19 protein-coding genes are annotated in these 18171 nt (G+C 60.8%); 4 read left to right on the top strand and 15 right to left on the bottom strand.

From position 1 onward, the window contains the following. Positions 1 to 640 precede the first annotated feature (640 nt). The 3 genes from AB8B29_RS05860 (at position 641) to trmFO (ending at position 2799) form a co-directional block, all read left to right on the top strand. On the top strand, positions 641 to 787 hold the full coding sequence (locus AB8B29_RS05860; protein ID WP_080739469.1) for a DUF1127 domain-containing protein: 147 nt from the start codon (positions 641 to 643) through the stop codon (positions 785 to 787). 301 nt (positions 788 to 1088) lie between these two features. Next, entirely contained in the window at positions 1089 to 1232 is a 144-nt protein-coding gene (locus AB8B29_RS05855) for a DUF1127 domain-containing protein (RefSeq protein WP_080739470.1), read from the top strand. Between the two features lie 130 nt (positions 1233 to 1362). After that, a complete protein-coding gene (trmFO, locus tag AB8B29_RS05850; protein WP_037201813.1) occupies positions 1363 to 2799 on the top strand; it encodes a methylenetetrahydrofolate--tRNA-(uracil(54)-C(5))-methyltransferase (FADH(2)-oxidizing) TrmFO in 1437 nt (478 codons plus the stop codon). Positions 2800 to 2805: 6 nt separating this feature from the next. On the opposite strand, the gene AB8B29_RS05845 is transcribed toward trmFO, so the two are convergent. The 5 genes from AB8B29_RS05845 to yajC form a co-directional block, all read right to left on the bottom strand. Continuing rightward, a complete protein-coding gene (locus tag AB8B29_RS05845; protein WP_037201811.1) occupies positions 2806 to 3267 on the bottom strand; it encodes a hypothetical protein in 462 nt (153 codons plus the stop codon). A gap of 77 nt (positions 3268 to 3344) precedes the next feature. Further along, positions 3345 to 4205, bottom strand: coding sequence for a phytoene/squalene synthase family protein (locus AB8B29_RS05840; RefSeq protein WP_037201808.1), 861 nt, complete (start codon positions 4203 to 4205; stop codon positions 3345 to 3347). 16 nt (positions 4206 to 4221) lie between these two features. Next, positions 4222 to 4608, bottom strand: a complete 387-nt coding sequence (locus tag AB8B29_RS05835) for an Mth938-like domain-containing protein (RefSeq protein ID WP_037201806.1) — start codon at positions 4606 to 4608, stop codon at positions 4222 to 4224. 4 nt (positions 4609 to 4612) lie between these two features. Beyond that, positions 4613 to 7156: a protein translocase subunit SecDF gene (gene secDF / locus AB8B29_RS05830; RefSeq protein ID WP_113118281.1), complete on the bottom strand. Its 2544-nt coding sequence runs from the start codon at positions 7154 to 7156 to the stop codon at positions 4613 to 4615. A gap of 158 nt (positions 7157 to 7314) precedes the next feature. Further along, complete coding sequence (yajC, locus tag AB8B29_RS05825; RefSeq protein ID WP_037201801.1) at positions 7315 to 7662, bottom strand: preprotein translocase subunit YajC; 348 nt, start codon at positions 7660 to 7662, stop codon at positions 7315 to 7317. A gap of 207 nt (positions 7663 to 7869) precedes the next feature. Here yajC and AB8B29_RS05820 point away from each other — a divergent pair, with 207 nt between their 5' ends. Further along, a complete protein-coding gene (locus AB8B29_RS05820) occupies positions 7870 to 8742 on the top strand; it encodes an ATP-binding protein (RefSeq protein ID WP_047638029.1) in 873 nt (290 codons plus the stop codon). Positions 8743 to 8820: 78 nt separating this feature from the next. Here the strand turns inward: AB8B29_RS05820 and AB8B29_RS05815 are convergent, their stop codons facing one another. From AB8B29_RS05815 to nagZ, 10 genes are all read right to left on the bottom strand, one after another. Beyond that, positions 8821 to 10509, bottom strand: coding sequence for a LysM peptidoglycan-binding domain-containing M23 family metallopeptidase (locus AB8B29_RS05815; RefSeq protein ID WP_113118282.1), 1689 nt, complete (start codon positions 10507 to 10509; stop codon positions 8821 to 8823). A 171-nt stretch (positions 10510 to 10680) separates the two neighbouring features. Next, a complete protein-coding gene (locus AB8B29_RS05810) occupies positions 10681 to 11334 on the bottom strand; it encodes a protein-L-isoaspartate(D-aspartate) O-methyltransferase (protein WP_037201794.1) in 654 nt (217 codons plus the stop codon). A 4-nt stretch (positions 11335 to 11338) separates the two neighbouring features. Continuing rightward, positions 11339 to 12103: a 5'/3'-nucleotidase SurE gene (gene surE / locus AB8B29_RS05805; protein WP_047557828.1), complete on the bottom strand. Its 765-nt coding sequence runs from the start codon at positions 12101 to 12103 to the stop codon at positions 11339 to 11341. Between the two features lie 16 nt (positions 12104 to 12119). Beyond that, positions 12120 to 13403, bottom strand: a complete 1284-nt coding sequence (gene serS / locus AB8B29_RS05800) for a serine--tRNA ligase (RefSeq protein ID WP_113118283.1) — start codon at positions 13401 to 13403, stop codon at positions 12120 to 12122. A 100-nt stretch (positions 13404 to 13503) separates the two neighbouring features. Beyond that, positions 13504 to 14331, bottom strand: a complete 828-nt coding sequence (tatC, locus tag AB8B29_RS05795; RefSeq protein WP_037201788.1) for a twin-arginine translocase subunit TatC — start codon at positions 14329 to 14331, stop codon at positions 13504 to 13506. Beyond that, complete coding sequence (gene tatB, locus AB8B29_RS05790) at positions 14328 to 14996, bottom strand: Sec-independent protein translocase protein TatB (protein ID WP_113118284.1); 669 nt, start codon at positions 14994 to 14996, stop codon at positions 14328 to 14330. Before tatB ends, tatC begins: the two co-directional genes overlap by 4 nt. A 54-nt stretch (positions 14997 to 15050) precedes the next feature. Beyond that, complete coding sequence (locus AB8B29_RS05785) at positions 15051 to 15269, bottom strand: twin-arginine translocase TatA/TatE family subunit (RefSeq protein ID WP_037202803.1); 219 nt, start codon at positions 15267 to 15269, stop codon at positions 15051 to 15053. A 245-nt stretch (positions 15270 to 15514) separates the two neighbouring features. After that, complete coding sequence (gene scpB / locus AB8B29_RS05780) at positions 15515 to 16207, bottom strand: SMC-Scp complex subunit ScpB (protein ID WP_037201783.1); 693 nt, start codon at positions 16205 to 16207, stop codon at positions 15515 to 15517. A 44-nt stretch (positions 16208 to 16251) separates the two neighbouring features. Next, positions 16252 to 17097, bottom strand: a complete 846-nt coding sequence (locus tag AB8B29_RS05775; RefSeq protein WP_113118285.1) for a segregation and condensation protein A — start codon at positions 17095 to 17097, stop codon at positions 16252 to 16254. Positions 17098 to 17120: 23 nt separating this feature from the next. Beyond that, on the bottom strand, positions 17121 to 18134 hold the full coding sequence (nagZ, locus tag AB8B29_RS05770; protein WP_113118301.1) for a beta-N-acetylhexosaminidase: 1014 nt from the start codon (positions 18132 to 18134) through the stop codon (positions 17121 to 17123). Positions 18135 to 18171: the final 37 nt, after the last annotated feature.

The following is an 18171-nucleotide window of genomic DNA, read 5'->3' as shown; positions in this document are numbered from 1 at the left end:
CAAACACGGCGATGGCGCGCCGGGCCGATGCAAATCGGAACAGCCTGAGGATTTAGATCCTGACACGGAATTCGGAGCCGCACACTCCTCCTCCCAGTGCGCTCCGATAGATTGACGACACTCCTCCTCCCAGTCGTCAATCATCACAAATGACGCCCACCGCACCTCCTCCCGCGGTGGGCGTTATTTTTTCCCCGATTCAACCGTTTAGCGACCACTAAAGCGGCATTCGCGGCCCTTGGGGAGCTATCGGCCACCGAATAGCGGCGCGCCGGAAACACGGCAATCGCCGGCATGAAGATCGCTTTTCGCCATCCCGCAAGGTCCCTCCTGACCACCTCCAAACGCGCAGGGCTGGCGGAAACGTGGCCGAACGCAGGCAGCCGGCGGAATTCCCCTCGGAAACCTCGGCTTTATTCGAAATCCGACCTGCCAGCCATTCTCCACTTTGCCGCGATATGCACATAAAGCAGCCATCGCCCCAGGTAAATCGCGTGCAAGACTTGCGCAAACCGCATAGGTGGCATGAAGCATTCGCTCTTTTAGTTCTTGCGGTGCAGCATATATTGGGAAGCATCAGATCAAGGACGGAACCGATTGCGGAGCCGCGAGATCTTCAAATCCTCGAAAGGGACTTAAAATGAACCTGACCCGCTCTTTCAACAACTGGCGCAAGTATCGTCAGACCGTTACCGAACTCGGCCGCATGAGCTCGCGTGAACTGCACGACCTCGGCATCGACCGCGCAGACATTCACCGCGTTGCTCGCGAAGCCACCGGCCGCTAATCGCCGGATAGGCTTCGCCCAACAGCGAGAGCCTTCTCAACGCCCGTTGCGGACCACCGCGACGGGCGTTCTTTTTGTGCCCGCTTCGCAACGCAGCATCGGCCCGTCCTCCTGAAGCTATTCGCCCTGTGCACAGCATATAAAATTTAGGCATTGATGGCTTTTTGGGCGTCACACTGCACAAATGCATGGCAGACGCCTTTAATTTGCACTGCACAAAGCACGTCCTCGCGCCTATATAGAGTGCAAGCGCTGAGGCGGTAATCGTACCGCTCGCAACAAAGACACTGAGGACAAGATCATGAACCCGCTTCGCATTGCCAAGAACTGGATCAGCTACCGCCGCACTCTGAACGAACTCGGCAACCTTTCCAGCCAGACCCTGTCGGACATCGGCGTCAGCCGCTACGAGATCCGCGACATCGCTTCCCGCTCCTTCCGTTAATCGATACGGACCGAGTAGACTGCTTCAAGACGGCGCCTTCGGCGCCGTTTTTGATTCCCGCACTGTTTTTGATCTCGGCATTTGCGCAAAGCAATTGGATCGCCGCCCGCCCCGTGATAATGACGCGCGCATGACACAGACCAATTCCCACTCCCCTATCCACGTTATCGGTGGCGGCCTCGCCGGCTCGGAAGCCGCATGGCAGATCGCCAATGCCGGCGTGCCCGTCATCCTGCACGAGATGCGTGGCGTGCGCGGCACCGAAGCGCACAAGACCGATGATCTAGCCGAACTCGTCTGTTCCAACTCCTTCCGCTCCGACGACGCGACCAGCAATGCTGTCGGTGTCATCCATGCGGAAATGCGCCTGGCCGGTTCGTTGATCATGGCCTGCGCCGACAAGCATCAGGTTCCGGCCGGCGGCGCGCTGGCGGTGGACCGCGACGGATTTTCGGCAGCAGTCACACAGGCGGTCCAAAGCCATCCCTTGATCACGGTCGTTCGCGAGGAAATCCAAGGCTTGCCGCCGAAGGAATGGGATCAGGCGATCGTCGCCACCGGCCCGCTGACAGCGCCGGGGCTTGCCAGCGCCATCCAGGCCGAGACCGGCGCGGATGCCCTCGCCTTTTTCGACGCCATCGCCCCGATCGTCTATCGCGACAGCATCGACATGGATATCTGCTGGTACCAGTCGCGCTACGACAAAGTTGGACCGGGCGGCACGGGCAAGGATTACATCAACTGCCCGATGGACCAAGCCCAATATAATACCTTCCTCGATGCATTGATCGCCGGCGACGCCGTCGGCTTCAAGGAGTGGGAAGGCACCCCCTATTTCGACGGCTGCCTGCCGATCGAAGTCATGGCTGAACGCGGGCGTGAGACGCTGCGTCACGGGCCGATGAAGCCGATGGGCCTGACCAACGCCCATAACCCAACCGTCAAAGCCTATGCGGTGGTGCAGCTGCGCCAGGACAATGCGCTCGGCACGCTCTACAATATGGTCGGCTTCCAGACGAAGCTGAAATACGGCGCACAGGCGGAGATCTTCCGCCTGATTCCGGGCCTGGAGAATGCCGAATTTGCAAGGCTCGGCGGCCTGCACCGCAATACCTATATCAATTCTCCGACCCTGCTCGACCGCTCACTGACGCTGAAGTCGCGGCCGGGCCTGCGCTTCGCCGGCCAGATTACCGGCTGCGAAGGCTATGTCGAAAGCGCCAGCATCGGGTTGCTCGCCGGCCGTTTCGCCGCTGCGGAACGCAAGGGGGAAGCGCCGTCCCTGCCGCCGGCTACGACGGCTCTCGGCTCGCTGCTCAGCCACATCACGGGTGGGCACATCGTATCCGACGAAGAGCCGGGCAAGCGGTCGTTCCAGCCGATGAACATCAATTTCGGGCTCTTCCCGGAACTGGAGCCAGGTTCGATCGTCAAGCCGGAGGGCATCAAGCGCTTTCGCGGCAAGGACAAGACCATCATGAAGCGCCAGCTCATCGCCAAACGCGCGCTTGCCGATTGCGCGGAATGGCTGGGCGTACAGACGCAGATGCTCGCCGAAAGTGCCTGAGATGTCTCAGGCCTTCGCCGGCGGCATCAAATGTATTGGTTTAGCGTCGTCGTTGACAACATAGTTGCCAAGCAGCCACAGAGAGACTTCCGCCGCTTCCGCTGGCGTTGCGAACTCGAATGTCCCGTTATGATGGGAAGCATCGAGGAAATCGACCGTCAGTCCGCGGCCGGTGCCCGAATCCTTGGCGTGCGCCCGACCGGGCTCGATCAGGTGGACGCTGAAATGATTGTGCAGGCTGCGCATGAAGCCGGCCTTATCGTCATGCAGGCGGACGAACACCGCCTGACCATTCGCTGTGATCTGCAATTGTCGGATGGCTTCGGTCGGAAAGGCACGACCGAATTCGAGGATGGCAAGGCCGGTGTCGTGCAGGCCGTCTTCCTTGTTCTGCGATGCCATGCGCGTGGCGAAGAAGGCGAAAAAGACGACGATCGCAAACAGTATGCACCAGACGACAATACCCACGGCAACTCCCCCTGATATGCAAATCAAGTGCTCGACCATCTCCATACACGCCGAGACTTGCGCGAGCTTGACGTATTTTAGATTTGCTTTGTGATTGATGCCAGCGCCATGCGCATCTGCCGGCGCCATTGCGGCAGCAGCAGGGAGCGATCAAACAGGCCGGATCCGAGCCTCTGCGCCTTCTTCAAGACCGGCTCCGCGAGGGTTGCCGGCAGAAAGGCCGGAAACACCGCCGGCGGTATGGCGCCCGCCGCCCTCGCCTTGGCCAGATGCTCGCGACCAAGGCCGGCAAATGCTTCGATCGCGGCCGAAATACGCGCCTTGTCCTCGCCTGCGAGGAAGGTGCTGCGATCAAGGCCCGTCGCGGTCAGGATTTCGAGCGGCAGGTAAAGCTGACCGCGATGGCGGTGCAGCGGCATCAGCAACAGCAGGCCGGCAATCGCCTGCGCGACGCCCGCATGACCGGCCGCATCAGCCGAACGTCTAGCCTCCTCCGGCGACAGAACCAGGCTTGCAAGCTGAATGAGGGCCGAGGCGGTCTCGCCGGCATAGCCTTCCAAAGTGACGCGCGTCTCCATCGGATCGTCATAGAGGTCGAAGATGCGCGCATCGATCATGTCGATCAGCGTCTGACGCGGTAGCCGGTGCTGCTCGATCGCAATCAAAAGCTCTGAGGCGATCGGATTGGCCTCGCTCGATCCGTGAGCCTGCCCTTCGAGAAGATCGCGCCAATACTGCATGCGCACTTCGCCGGGCAGCGGCTCGTGCACGAGATCGCGCACACGTGCCAGCTCGGCATTGAAGGCATAGAGCGCGGCAAGTGCTGGACGTTTCTCCTCCGGTGCCAACAGGCAGGCAAGGTAGCGATCGCGATCGGTATCGCGAAGCGTCGCGAGGCAGATATCCCGATTGCCACGGGGCGCAGCTGATGTCGTCATGCTCACGATCCGGAGGTCAAACGGCGATCAGCGCCGCGGCCACCGCGCGCGACTCGGACAGCATGATATTGAAGGTGCGAACCGCCGCCCCGGTGCTCATCGGGTCGGAAGAAATCTGTCTGGCGCGCAGGGCTGCCTTCAGATCAGCCGGCAACGGCCGCAATTCCATGCCGGTGCCGACAAGCAGGACTTCGATCTGTGCTGCCTCGTCGAGCACCTTCTGGAAACGGTCCGGCGTCAGCGCGTCCCCCAGCATCATGTCCCAGCCATAGATGCCCGAGGGCAGGCAGAGCAGCGAGCCGCGATGCGACATGTCGGCAAAGCGGAAGCCGCCGTTGCCGTAAGCGTCGATCGGTGCGCGCCCCGGAAAATGCGCGCTACGGATTTCTATACCTTTTGCCAATGTATCACACCGCTGGTTTGCCTGACTGGATGTCGCCGGCCGCAGGCCCATTGCTTTGGCTGCCGGTCTGGAACTTGTCCGGACGCAGCTTGAACAGGATCAGCACGGGCGCCGCAATATAAATCGACGAGAAAGTTCCGACTGCGACGCCGAAAAGCAGCACGAAGGTGAAGGCACGGATCACCTCCCCGCCGAATATATAAAGGGCGAGCAGCGCCACAAGCGTCGTCGCCGATGTCAGAATGGTCCGCGATAATGTCTGATTGATGGAGGCATCGATCAGGATCGGCAAAGGCATTTGCGGATAGCGCCTGAGATTCTCGCGCATGCGGTCATAGACGACCACGGTATCGTTCAATGAATAGCCGACAATGGTCAGAATGGCGGCGATCCCCGTCATGTTGAATTCCATGCCGGTGAGGACGAACAGGCCGAGCGTCAGGATGACGTCATGCAAGGTCGCGATAATCGCGCCGACTGCAAACTGCCACTCGAAGCGCAGCCATATATAGACGAGAATGGCAATCAGCGCCGCCAGTACGGCAAGCGAAGCGGTCGTCGTGATCTCCCCGGATACGGCGGGGCCGACCACCTCGACGCGGGAGAAATCGTAATCCTTGTTCAACTCCTCGCGCACGAGGGTCACGGCCGATTGTTCCGCATTCTCGCCGCCTTCCTGGGCATGCACGCGGATCAGCGCGCTCAGCCGATCGTCGAGCCGTTCGACCCGCACGTCGCCTGGAATCGCGTCCTGCAGGCGTGATTGAATATTCGCCAGATCCGCGACACCCTGCTTGGCGCGAACCTCGATGATCGAGCCGCCGGCAAAATCGACGCCGAGATGCATGCCGACCGTCGCAAAGGCGAGAAGCGTGACCACCGACAAAGCCGCCGATACCGTGAACGTGTAGCGGCGAATGCCCATGAAACGGATATTGGCATTATCGAAAATGCCGCTTCGCACGCCGACCAGCAAGGTGCGCGGCTTGCGGCGCGATATCCACATGGTGATGAGCGAACGCGTCACGAAGCAGGAGGTGAAGAAGGTGGTGAAAACGCCGACAATCAGGGTTGCGGCAAAGCCGCGTACGGCGCCGCTGCTCGCATAGAAAAGAATGGCCGCGACGATGAGCACGGTCAGGTTGGCGTCAGCCACGGTGGCGGCAGCCCTGTTGAAGCCATGGCGCAGCACATCGACGAGAAGATGCGTGTTCTTTTCCTCCTCACGAACCCGCTCATAGATCAGCACCACCGCATCCAATCCGATACCAATGGTGAGCACGATGGCGGCAACGCCCGGCAATGTCAGGGTGATGCCGAACAATCCCATGATCGCCACCACCATGATGATGTTGATGACAAGCGCGATCGTCGCCACGATACCGAGGATACGATAGAAGCCGATCATGAGCACGGCGACGAAAATTGCCGCCGCGATGCAGGCCAGGACGCTGTAGCGCGTCATCTCGCCGCCGAGGCCGGGCTGGATGGTCCGCTCCTCGACCGGCGTCATTGTTGCCGGCAGTGGCCCGCTCTTGAGCATGACCGCCAGGTCCCGCGCGCCCTGAGCGGTAAAATCCCCGGGGATGTCGATTTCCCCGGTGGCGATCACCGTCTTCAAGGTGGCAGCGGAGATGACCTGATCGTCGAACACGACGACGACAATCTTGCCGAGATTACTTGCGGTCGATTGCGCGAAGCGGCTGGTCGCCTCCTGCGTCAGCTTGACCGAGATCTTACCGTCATTGCTCTGGCCGTTGACGGCGGCCAAGGCGTCGGCGAAGTCGACATTGGAGAGCAAAGGCTGCCTTTGCACGAGATAGCCGACCGGCGGATCGTCTTCGGAAAACAGCACGTCCGACCCGGCGGGCGGGCGACCATTCATGGCGTCCTGAACCGACATCGATTGATCGATAAGACGGAAACTAAGCTTGGCAGGCTGGCTCAGAAGGTTCTTCAACCGTTGCGGATCGGCAAGATCAGGCACCTGCACGAGAATACGATCGGCGCCCTGTCTGCGGATCAGGGGTTCGCCCACGCCGAGCTGCGCGATACGGCTGCGAATGATCCTGAGCGCCCGCGCTACCGCGGAAGACACATGATTATTAATATCGGCATCGGTGATATTAAGCGTCATCGCGCCGTTGTCGCCCTGGGAAAGAGCAACAGCCGGCTTGTCCGAACCCGAGGTGAGCGGCTTCAATGCATTGACCGCAGGCTGAACCTGCGCGGGATCGTTGATGCGGAGCTCGATCTTGCGGCCGGTTCCGGCGAGGCCGGAGTAAGCGATGTTCATCGTGCGGAGCCGGGTGGCAATGTCTCCGACGATCGTTTCCAGGCGGTCCTTTTCGACATCGTCCCGCTCGATTTTCAACAGGAGATGGGAACCGCCACGAAGATCGAGCCCGAGCTCGATCTTTCTATGCGCCAGCCAGGCCGGAAGAAAGGAAAGCGCACGCTCACCGAGCAGGTTCGGCACGGCAAGAAGAACGCTCGCGAGGACGGCGAACCAGATCAGGGTGGTCTTCCACCAGGAGACGTGCAGCATCGCTCTCTCGAGTTTGGGCTTCCCTACTGCGCCCCGCTTTCCATAGGGATTGCGAAGGGCGCAGTAACACCTTGAATTTGTGCACAGTCCTTCAAGAAAGTCGATCCCGATTTTCGAGGACGCGCACCAGCCAGCCGAGCTGCCTGCACACGAGAAGCTTACGCCGCGTCGGCCTTGACGGGCTCACCCTTGACGCGAACTTCCGAAATGGCGCTACGGACGACGCGGATGCGCACGCCTTCGGCAATCTCGACTTCGAGTTCCTTGTCGTCGATGACCTTGGTGACCTTGCCGACAATGCCGCTGGTCACGATCTGATCGCCGCGGCGAATGTTCTTCAGGATTTCGTCGCGCTTCTTTGCCTGCGCACGCTGCGGACGAATGAGGAGGAAATACCAAACGACCATCAGCGGCACAAACAGGATGATCATTTCAAAGCCGGAACCGCCGAAGGCGCCCGCGACCGAATCTGTCGCGCTTTGCGCATATGCGTTGGTGATAAACATCAAAAACTCCCTTGAACTCCTTGCGGGGACGGGGCCCGCGTCAGGTGGCCGGAATATAGTTAGGCGCATGGCGATTGCAACAAAAACAGCCACGAACCGTACCGTTTTCCCGGCCTCTTAGCCTTTCAGCCCCGGAAGGAGCATGATACGCGGCAATACGGCGCGCGCATTTTACGACTTTCTTGAACAATATTCAGGAGGAAAACGGTGAGTGAAGACCAAAACGCCCTGATCCTTGCGGAAGTCCGCCGCCTTGCCGACGCGCTCGAACGTCTGGCCGGGCCGGCTCCGGCAATCAACGACTGGAATGCGGCCGACTGTTTCGTCTGGGCCCCTGCCCGGCTTCATCTGCAACCCGTTGCGCGGCCGAATCGTGTGGCGCTTAGCCTCATTCGCGGCGTAGATCACGTGCGCGATATTCTTCACGAGAACACATTGCGCTTCGCGGACGGCTTTGCCGCCAACAACGTCCTGCTCTGGGGCGCGCGCGGCATGGGCAAGTCCTCTCTCGTCAAGGCAGTGCACGAGGATGTGCGCCGCGCCACCGGCATCTCGCTGAAACTGATCGAAGTGCACCGCGAGGATATTTCCTCGCTGCCGGTGCTGCTCGACATTCTGAAGGCGACGCCGCATCGCATCATCCTCTTCTGCGACGACCTGTCCTTCGATCACGACGATACCGCATACAAGTCGCTGAAGGCCGCACTTGACGGCGGTGTCGAAGGACGGCCCGACAACGTGCTGTTCTACGCCACATCCAACCGCCGACATCTGCTGCCGCGTCACATGATGGAGAATGAGCAGTCGACGGCGATCAATCCGTCCGAAGCCGTGGAGGAAAAGGTTTCGCTTTCCGATCGCTTCGGTCTCTGGCTCGGCTTCCACAAGTGCAGTCAGGAAGATTATCTGCAGATGATCGACGCCTATGCAGATCACTTCAAGCTCAAGCTGGATCGTACCCAGATGCACCACGAGGCTTTGGAATGGGCGACGACGCGCGGTGCGCGGTCCGGCCGCGTCGCCTGGCAATACATCCAGGATCTGGCTGGACGATTGCGCATCGTGCTGGAGCGGGACTGATCCGAGACATTAAGGCCCCCGAACGACAAAAAGCCCGGTGATAGCCGGGCTTTTTGCAGACTCCTTGAGACGCACTACCTATTCAAGGAACGTCATTGGGTTGACCGGAGCCGAATTCTTGCGGACTTCGAAGTGCATTTGCGGCTGGGTGACGTTGCCGCTCATGCCCGACGTTGCGAGCGTCTGGCCGCGCTGAACCTTCTGCCCGCGTGTGACGCTGAGCGCGTCGGCGTGGCCATAGACAGTCACCGTGCCATCGTCGTGACGGATCAGAACCGTGTTGCCGAGCTCCTTCAGGCCATTGCCTGCATAGATGACAACGCCGTTCTCGGCCGCCTTGATCGGCGTTCCCTCAGGAACGGAGATATCGATACCGTCGTTACGGCTGCCGTTGACGTTGGCGCCGTAGCCGGCAATGACCGCGCCGCGAACCGGCCAGCGATACTTGCCGATGCCGGTTGCTTCCGGCGCGTCGGCCTGTGCATCGGACTTGGCGGCGTCGTTGACAGCCTGGCTCGGAGAAGCGGAGGCGACCACCTGCGGCTTGGCGGCAGCGGCATCGGGTGCCGTATCCGCGTGGGCGACGGCCTTTGGTGCCTGCTTTGCCACCGACTCCGCTGCCGCCTGCTTCGGCTCTGCAACCGGCTTGGCGGATACCTTCTGCGGCTCGATCGAAGCGGTCTTGACGGGGTCGGCGGCAAGCGCTCCATGCGGCAGCGTCAAAGTCTGGCCTATGCGAACGCCATCGCCGGCCTGCATGCCATTTGCCCGCTTGAGCTCGGCGACGGTTACGCCGCTTTCCTTGGCAATCCTGGCCAGAGAATCACCTGGCTTGACAACATAGGTGCCCTTCGGCGTCGGTCCCTTGCCGTTGCCGGCAGCGAGCTTGTTGGGATCGGCAAGGCCTGCCTGAGACTTGCCGCGCATCTGGCCGTTGGACGGCAGCGCAAGGACTTCCTGTTGCGGCGCTTTGGCCGGGCCCGGCATTTTGCCGCCCTTGGAAAGATCGGTCGCCTCCGATGCCATCTTGGCCGGGCTGGCAGCGCCTGCACCGTTCATGGTCGGTATAATGATCTGCTGGCCGGGCTGAGCGCCGGCGCCGTTGCGCAAGCCATTGGCGCGCAGGATTTCCTTCTCCGGAACACCATAACGGCGGGACAGCAGCGCGATATTCTCGCCCGGATGCAACGTCACGCTCGGAGCATTGACGGTGGTCCAACCCGAGGACGACTGAGGGGCCGAAGCGATCTTGATCGTGCCTGTCGACAATGTGTCCGGAGCAAGAGCCGGCCTGGCGCGCGAGCCATCATTCCTGCGCGACGACGGGAACGGCTGGGCGAGCGCTTCGTTTTCTGCTCTGGGTGCCGCATGCGGGCGAGTCATGTCGGCAGACGCACCGGGAGGCGCCAGATCGGAACGCTGGATCGCGACGGGCGCCGTGGACACACGAGCACTGGAATAGGATGGGTTATAGCGAGCCGGCGAATTCGGGTAGGGTTGCGTTGCCGGTGCGCTCGACTGCGAATAATCCTGCTGGCCATAGCCGCCGGCCTGCGCGACATCGGCTCGCGGCACCGGATCGCCATTCGGACCATTCAGGCTGCGACGGTTGATGGAACCCGTCGTCACATTATCCGTGTTCTTGGAGAAGAGCCCGCTGAAGCGGGTCGTGTCTGAACTACAAGCCGTTGCAGTGCTCGCCAGGAGGATGGCCACCAGGACTTTCCCTGCCGATTTACCGAAGTTTGAAGAAAGACTGAAACCCATGACTCAACCCACTTAAGACGCAACCGATTATGGGTCGATTAAAGCGCGTTAATCTTACCATGCGGTTAAAGCACTGGTGCGGCATGTGTTTTTTTGAGGAATTGCTAACCATAGAAAATAAAACAGCGGGCCGGCGGCCCGCTCTCCATCCTCATCAATCAAAATTGGGCCTCAAAGGTAGGAGGCGAGCATCGGCACGATGGGCTGATAGGGAACGTCGAAGAGTTCTTCGCGCTCAAAGCGGCTGCCGGTCTTGGTCAGGCGTACCAGGCGGCAGAGACCATCGGACACGATCAGCGGCGCGATCATGGATCCGCCCGACACCAGCTGCTCGGCATAGAAGCGCGGCATGGCCGTGAACGCGGCGGTCACCAGGATGCGGTCGAAGGTGCCCTCGCCCTGCAGCCCGGCGCTGCCGTCGGCCTGCCGAATGATGACGTTGCGGAGCCCGAGCGCATCCATGCGCTGCTGCGCCGCCGTCGTCAGCGTCTTGTAACGATCGACCGTGAGGACCCGCTCCACAATCCGCCCCATGACGGCGGCGGTGAAGCCGCTGCCAGTTCCGATCTCGAGAACGCGGTGGCCCGGCTTGATCTTGAGGCCGTGAAGAATCCGGACGACAAGATCCATGCCTTCCATGAAGGCCCCGCATTCGATCGGGATCGTCCGGCTGGAATAGGCATCATCGACAAATTGCGGCGGCACGAAAGGCAGGCGCGGCGTCTGCTCGACCGCCGTCATCAGATCGATATCCAATATGCCCTCTGCCCGCAGCCGCAGAACAACGGCTGCAAAGCCTTCCTTCTCGACCAAACGAGGTGTCAATCCGCTACTCCATACCGAGCGCCCGCGCCACGCGGTCCTGCGCCGAATAATCCGTCAAATCGAGTTTCAAAGGAGTTACCGAAATACGATTTTGTTTCAACGCCTGAATATCGGTACCCGGACGGAACACGCCGCTGCGTTCGCCGAATCTCAGCCAATAATATGGGAAGCCGCGGCCATCCGCACGCTCCTCCACTTGTATGTTGAAGGCGAGATTGCCCTGCGCCGTCACTTCCGTCCCTGCGACCTCGTCGGGGCGGCAATTCGGGAAATTCAGGTTCAGGAAAGTACCGTCGGGCAAATCGATATCGATGAGCTTGCCAAGCAAGGCCGGAGCATGCGCCTCGGCTACTTCCCAAGGCACGACGCGCCCGCCGTTCTGATGGACATAGGCTTGGCTGAGGGCGAAAGAACGCACACCCTGCAGCGTCCCCTCGATCGCCCCGGCGATCGTTCCGGAATAGGTGACGTCGTCTGCGACATTCGAGCCGGAATTGACGCCCGAAAGCACCAGATCCGGCTTGATGTCCAGCACCTGCCGGATGCCCATGATAATGCAATCCGTCGGCGTTCCCCGCAGCGCATAGTGCTTGTCGGAGACCTTGCGCATCCGCAAGGGCTCGGAAAGGCTCAGCGAATGAGCAAGGCCACTCTGATCGGTCTCGGGTGCGACGATCCAGACATCGTCCGACAGGGTACGGGCGATACGCTCCAACACAGCCAAGCCTTCGGCGTGAATACCGTCATCATTGGTCAGAAGTATGCGCATCGCCCCACCGCCTGATTTATGCTGCTTTCTCGATCCTTGTCACACCACCCATATATGGCAGCAGTGCGTCAGGGACAGTGACAGAGCCATCGGCGTTCAGATAATTCTCGAGGACAGCGATCAGGCAGCGGCCGACGGCGGTGCCTGAGCCGTTCAGCGTATGGACGAACTTCGTGCCCTTGTCGTCCTTGCCGCGGTAGCGTGCATTCATGCGCCGGGCCTGGAAGTCACCACAGACCGAGCATGACGAGATCTCGCGATAGGTATCCTGCCCCGGCAGCCAGACTTCCAAGTCGTAGGTCTTGCGCGCGCCGAAGCCCATATCGCCCGTCGATAGCGTCATGACGCGATAATGCAGGCCGAGGCGTTTCAGCACTTCTTCGGCACAGGCCGTCATGCGCTCGTGCTCGGCAATCGAGCTTTCGGCATCGGTGATCGACACCAGCTCGCACTTCCAGAACTGGTGCTGACGCAGCATGCCGCGCGTATCGCGGCCGGCGGAACCGGCTTCCGAACGGAAGGACGGCGTCAGCGCCGTGAAGCGCAGCGGCAGCTTTTCCTGATCCAGAATCTCGCCGGAGACCAGATTGGTGAGCGTCACTTCGGCAGTCGGGATCAGCCACCGGCCGTCCGTGGTCCTGAACAGGTCCTCGGCGAATTTCGGCAATTGGCCGGTGCCGAACATGGCCTCGTCGCGCACCATCAGCGGCGAGCTGACTTCGGTGTAGCCGTGCTCGCTCGTATGGAGATCGAGCATGAACTGGCCAAGCGCACGCTCGAGGCGCGCAAGCTGCGACGTCAACACGGTGAAGCGCGAACCAGAAAGCTTGGTCGCGCGCTCGAAATCCATATAGCCGAGCTCTTCGCCGATCTCGAAATGCTCCTTCGGCTTGTGGTTCCAGGTCGGCCTGGCGCCCCAGAAATGCTTGACGACATTGTCATGCTCGTCCTTGCCGACAGGCACATCCTCAAGCGGGATATTGGGAATGCGCGACAGGGCGTCGTTGAGCTCGGCCGTCAGCGTGCGCTCCTCCTCCTCCGCAGCCGGAAGCGAAGTCTTGATGTCGGCGACCTCGGCCTTCAGCTTCTCGGCAAGTTCGGCGTTCTTCTGCGCCATGGCCGCGCCGATCTCCTTCGAGGCGGCGTTGCGGCGGGACTGCATATCCTGGACTGATTGAATGACGGAGCGGCGCTTCTCGTCGAGCGCAATGAGGCCTTGCGACAGAGGCTCCGCGCCGCGCTTGGCAAGCGCTGCATCCAGAGCCTCGGCATTCTCACGAATCCATTTGATATCAAGCATCGTCGTTCCAGATCGTTACACATGACTGCGGCTCCGACCGAAATATCGGTCGGAGATCGATCCGGCAAACCCTCAGGGAAGAACGATCCTCGCCCGTCGCTCAGACATTATCCGTCTTGGTGACATCGGACGTCTCGTCATTCTCCTCAAGCGTCTGCCGTGCACGCTGGCGTTCCACGAGTCGCGCCGCGTAGATGGAAATCTCGTAGAGAAGGATCGTCGGCACTGCAAGGCCGATCTGGGACATCGGATCCGGCGGCGTCAGCACGGCGGCTATGATGAACGCGAAGACGATCGCGAACTTGCGCTTTTGCGCCAACCACTCCGATGTCAACAGTCCGACGCGGGCCAGCAGCGTGGTGATGACAGGCAACTGGAAGACAAGGCCGAAGGAGAAGACCAGCGTCATGATCAGGCTCAGATATTCTGAGACCTTCGGCAGCAGCGCAATGCCGATTTGACCGTCGGCTGGCGCCTGCTGCATCTTCAGGAAGAACCACATGACCATGGGGCAGAAGAAGAAATAGACGAGCGCCGCACCCATCAGGAATAGAACGGGCGACGCGATCAGGAACGGAAGGAAGGCAGAGCGCTCGTTCTTGTAAAGGCCGGGCGCCACGAACTTGTAGATCTGCGCGGCGATGATCGGGAAAGCGATGACTAGCGCGCCGAACATGGCGACCTTCACCTGGGTGAAGAAGAATTCCTGCGGCGCCGTATAGATCAGCTCGGCCTTGCTAAGATCGAGCCCGGCCCAGACGACAGCCCATTTATAGGGGTAGACCAGATAGTTGAAGAGGTGTTTCGCCACGGCGAAGCAGCCGATGAAGGCAATGAAGAACGCCACCAGCGACCAGATCAGCCGCGAACGCAGTTCCATGAGGTGTTCGATAAGCGGCTGCGGCTTATCGTCGATATCACCTGTCATGCCTGGTCCTTCTTCTTCGGCGTTGTCTTGCTGGCTGTAGCGCGCTTCCTGGGGGCAGTGGCGGGCGTATCCTCGGCAGCAGCGGCTACCGCCACCTTGCGTGGCGCACGTTTCGGCTTTTCCGCAACGACGGAGGTCTGTACGGCGGCGGCAGCGACATCATCCGCCTTGGCCCGCGGTTTGCGCGCAGCCTTCGGCTTGGCGGTTGTTTCGCTTGCAGCGGCAACCGATTGTGGAGGGGGAGCAACCACGGGCGCCGGCTCGTTCGACGCTGGGATCGTCGAAAGCGCTTCCGGCAATCCAGCCGCGACACCGGGCACCGGTTCGTCCGCAACAGACGTTGCGGTCGCGGGTTTGTCCATCGTCGTCGAACGCTGCAGATCGGCTTTTATCTCGTTGCCCATCTGCCGCAACGGGTTCATGGCTTCCCGCAACGAATTGACGGGATTGAGCTTCTGGGCATCCGAGATCGTCTGGCGCACATCGTCCAACTCTGCCTCGCGCATCGCCTCATCGAACTGTGCACGGAAGTCTCCCGCCACTTTTCGGGCGCGCGCGGTCATCTTGCCGATTGTCCGCAATGTTGCCGGCAGCTCCTTCGGGCCAATGACCACAAGTGCCACGATGGCAATAATCACGAGCTCCGACCAGCCTATATCGAACATGCAAAGGCTCCTGGGCCAACGGCAAGCCTTTCAGCCCGCGCCCGCCCGACTTGATTACTTCGTTTCGTCAGCCTTGTGCTCGACCGTGCGGGACGTCGTCGTCGCCGCCGGGGTCGGCTGCGCCGAAGTATCCTCGTCGTCGTTCATGCCTTTTTTGAAGCTCTTGATACCCTTGGCGACGTCACCCATCAGCTCCGGGATCTTTCCACGGCCGAACAACAACAGCGCGATGGCCAGGACGATGAGCCAGTGCCATATGCTTAGAGAACCCATTGCGATAACTCCCAATTTTTGCGTCTTCTCGATGTAAGACGTTTGCGGATGTTTTTCAAACACCAAAATGTACTGCATCCACGCATATCGATATGCCGAACGCCGTTGCGGCGACCGAACGTCTCCAACCCGAGAGAATGATTTTCATATTCGCACCGGCTAATGGCAAAAGAGAGACGCGCCATCAGTTTCGAAAAAAAGCCGGCCTTGCCGCGATCGCCCGTTGAAATGCCATTGCTTCTGGCTCAATCGCCGGAGTTTGCGCCGCTCGGCGGCAGAAGACCGAGCTCTTCCAGGTCCATCTGCGTGATGGGATCCTCGTCTTCGGTGAGCTCGTCGCTCATCAATGGCGACGGGATATTGAAATTGGCGGGGATGCGTCCGGACAACAAGCCCGCTCCCTTCAGCTCTTCGAGACCCGGCAAATCGCGCAGCTCTTCCAGGCCGAAGTGATCGAGGAAGTCGCGCGTCGTGCCCAGCGTCACCGGTCGGCCCGGCGTACGGCGACGGCCGCGGAAACGAACCCAGCCGGCTTCCATCAGGACATCGAGCGTGCCCCTGGAGGTCTGCACGCCCCTGATATCCTCGATTTCGGCGCGCGTCACCGGCTGGTGATAGGCGATGATGGCCAGTACTTCGAGGGCGGCGCGGGACAGTTTCCGCACTTCGTTCTCATCGCGCCGGATCATGAAAGAGAGATCGGCTGCCGTCCGGAAGGCCCAGGCTCCTTCAATCTGAATGAGATTGACGCCACGCATGGCATAATCGGACTTGAGCTTCTGCATCAGGGCGGGAACATCGACGCCAGGCGCGACACGCTCGGCAATGAACGCCTCGGAAACCGGCTGAGCCGAAGCGAAGACCAGCGCTTCGGCAACGCGCTCGGCGTCGCCCAGACGGCGCTCATCGACCTCGGGCGCCGCTGTCTCGTATTCCATCCGCGGCTGGTCTTCGTCAGGATCGGTCACGCTCGCTCCCTGCCCTATTCCGCGGCTTCAAGGGACGCGTGCTTCGGCCCGCGCCGCATGTAGAGCGGCTGAAATGCGCCCTCCTGCCGGATTTCCAGCTGCCCTTCGCGCACCAGCTCGAGCGAAGCCGCAAAGGCGCTGGCGATGGCCGTCGCACGCTCGCTGGCGCTCGTCATGTAACCTACCAGATAATGTTCCAACGCGGTCCAATCGGTGATTTCACCAATCATCCGGTCCAGGATCACGCGAGCATCCGCCAGAGACCAGACGCGGCGCTTCTCGATCGTCACCTGGGTGACAGCCTGTCGCTGGCGTAGTCCGGCATAGGCACTCAGAAGATCGTAGAGACTGGCATCAAAGGCCGATTGGCGCCGATCCGGGATGTGCTCCGGCGCTCCGCGGGCAAATATATCGCGACCGAGGCGATTGCGATTGACGAGATCCGTCGCCGCATCGCGCATCGCTTCAAGGCGCTTCAGGCGGAAGGCGAGCGTCGCCGCCATCTCCTCACCCGTCGGCCCGTCTTCCTTGCTCTGTTGCGGAATGAGCAACTTGGATTTGAGATAGGCAAGCCACGCGGCCATGACCAGATAGTCGGCCGCAAGCTCTATGCGAATGCGCCGGGCGCTCTCGATGAACAGAAGATATTGCTCGGCAAGCGCCAGCACGGAGATGCGCGACAGATCGACCTTCTGGGTGCGGGCCAGATGCAGCAGCAGATCCAGCGGTCCTTCAAAGCCGGCGATATCGATGACGAGGGCCGGATCATGCGAGCCGCGTTGCGCGTCGCTTTCCTGCCACAGCTTGTCCATCGGCATTGCCGTCTGCTGAAACTTCTCCGTGCCGCTCACCTTGTTCACCCGTCAGATCCTCGGAGTTCGGTCTACGCCACTGCGAACATAGCGTCGAATTCGGCGCGAATCGACACCTTGTCGGCGCCATCATCATGACCGAAAGCGGCTTCCACCGCCTTGGTCCGCACTAGCGCCGCGCCGGTCAACGGCGGAACGTTGCGCACGACCTGCTGCATCTCGTCCATAACGCCATTGCAATGCAGCACGATATCGCATCCGCCCGCAACAATATTTGCAGCGCGCTCGCCGATCGTACCCTTCAGCGCATTCATCGAGGTATCGTCCGACAACAACAGGCCCTCAAAGCCGATATGGCCACGGATGATCTCCTCGATTACCTTGCGCGACGTCGTCGCTGGGTTCGTCGGATCGATATCGGTGAAGACGACATGGCACGTCATCGCCATCAATTCGTCCTTGAGTGCGACGAAAGGCATGAAATCATGCGCCTTGAGCTCAGCGCGCGGAACAGAGACGACGGGCAATTCGTGATGCGAATCGGCAAAGCCACGGCCATGGCCGGGCATGTGCTTCATCACGGGCAGGACGCCGCCGGCCTTGAGGCCTTCGGCAGCCGCACGCCCCATCTCCATCACCGTTACCGGATCGCCGCCATAGGCGCGATTGCCGATGACATTGCTGGAACCCTCGACCGGGACATCAAGCACGGGCAGACAATCGACGTTGATACCGAACTTCAAAAGATCGAAGGCATGCAGCCTGGACATCAGCCAGGCTGCCCGCAGGCCGCGCTCACGATCCTGACGATAGATATCGCCCAAGGCCTGGCCGGAAGGATAATGCGGCAGGATCGGCGGGCGGATGCGCTGCACCCTGCCCCCCTCCTGGTCGATGAAAACCGGCGCGTCACGCCCGACACTGTCACGCAGGGACGCAACCAGATCGGCGATCTGGGCCGGCTCGGAGATATTGCGTCCAAACAGGATGAAGCCCCATGGCTGTTCTCCCTGATAGAAGGAGCGCTCTTCGGGCGTGATGGCATGGCCGCTGCAGCCAAGGATCATGGATTTCGATTCGGTCATGCTCGAATCATAGAGACTGGCGCCGCGAAACGCGAGC

Origin of the sequence: Rhizobium sp. 11_C7_N12_5, from assembly GCF_051811145.1 — a bacterium.
Taxonomy (GTDB): Bacteria; Pseudomonadota; Alphaproteobacteria; order Rhizobiales; family Rhizobiaceae; genus Rhizobium; species Rhizobium lusitanum.
This window is presented reverse-complemented; position numbering and strand designations above follow the sequence as displayed.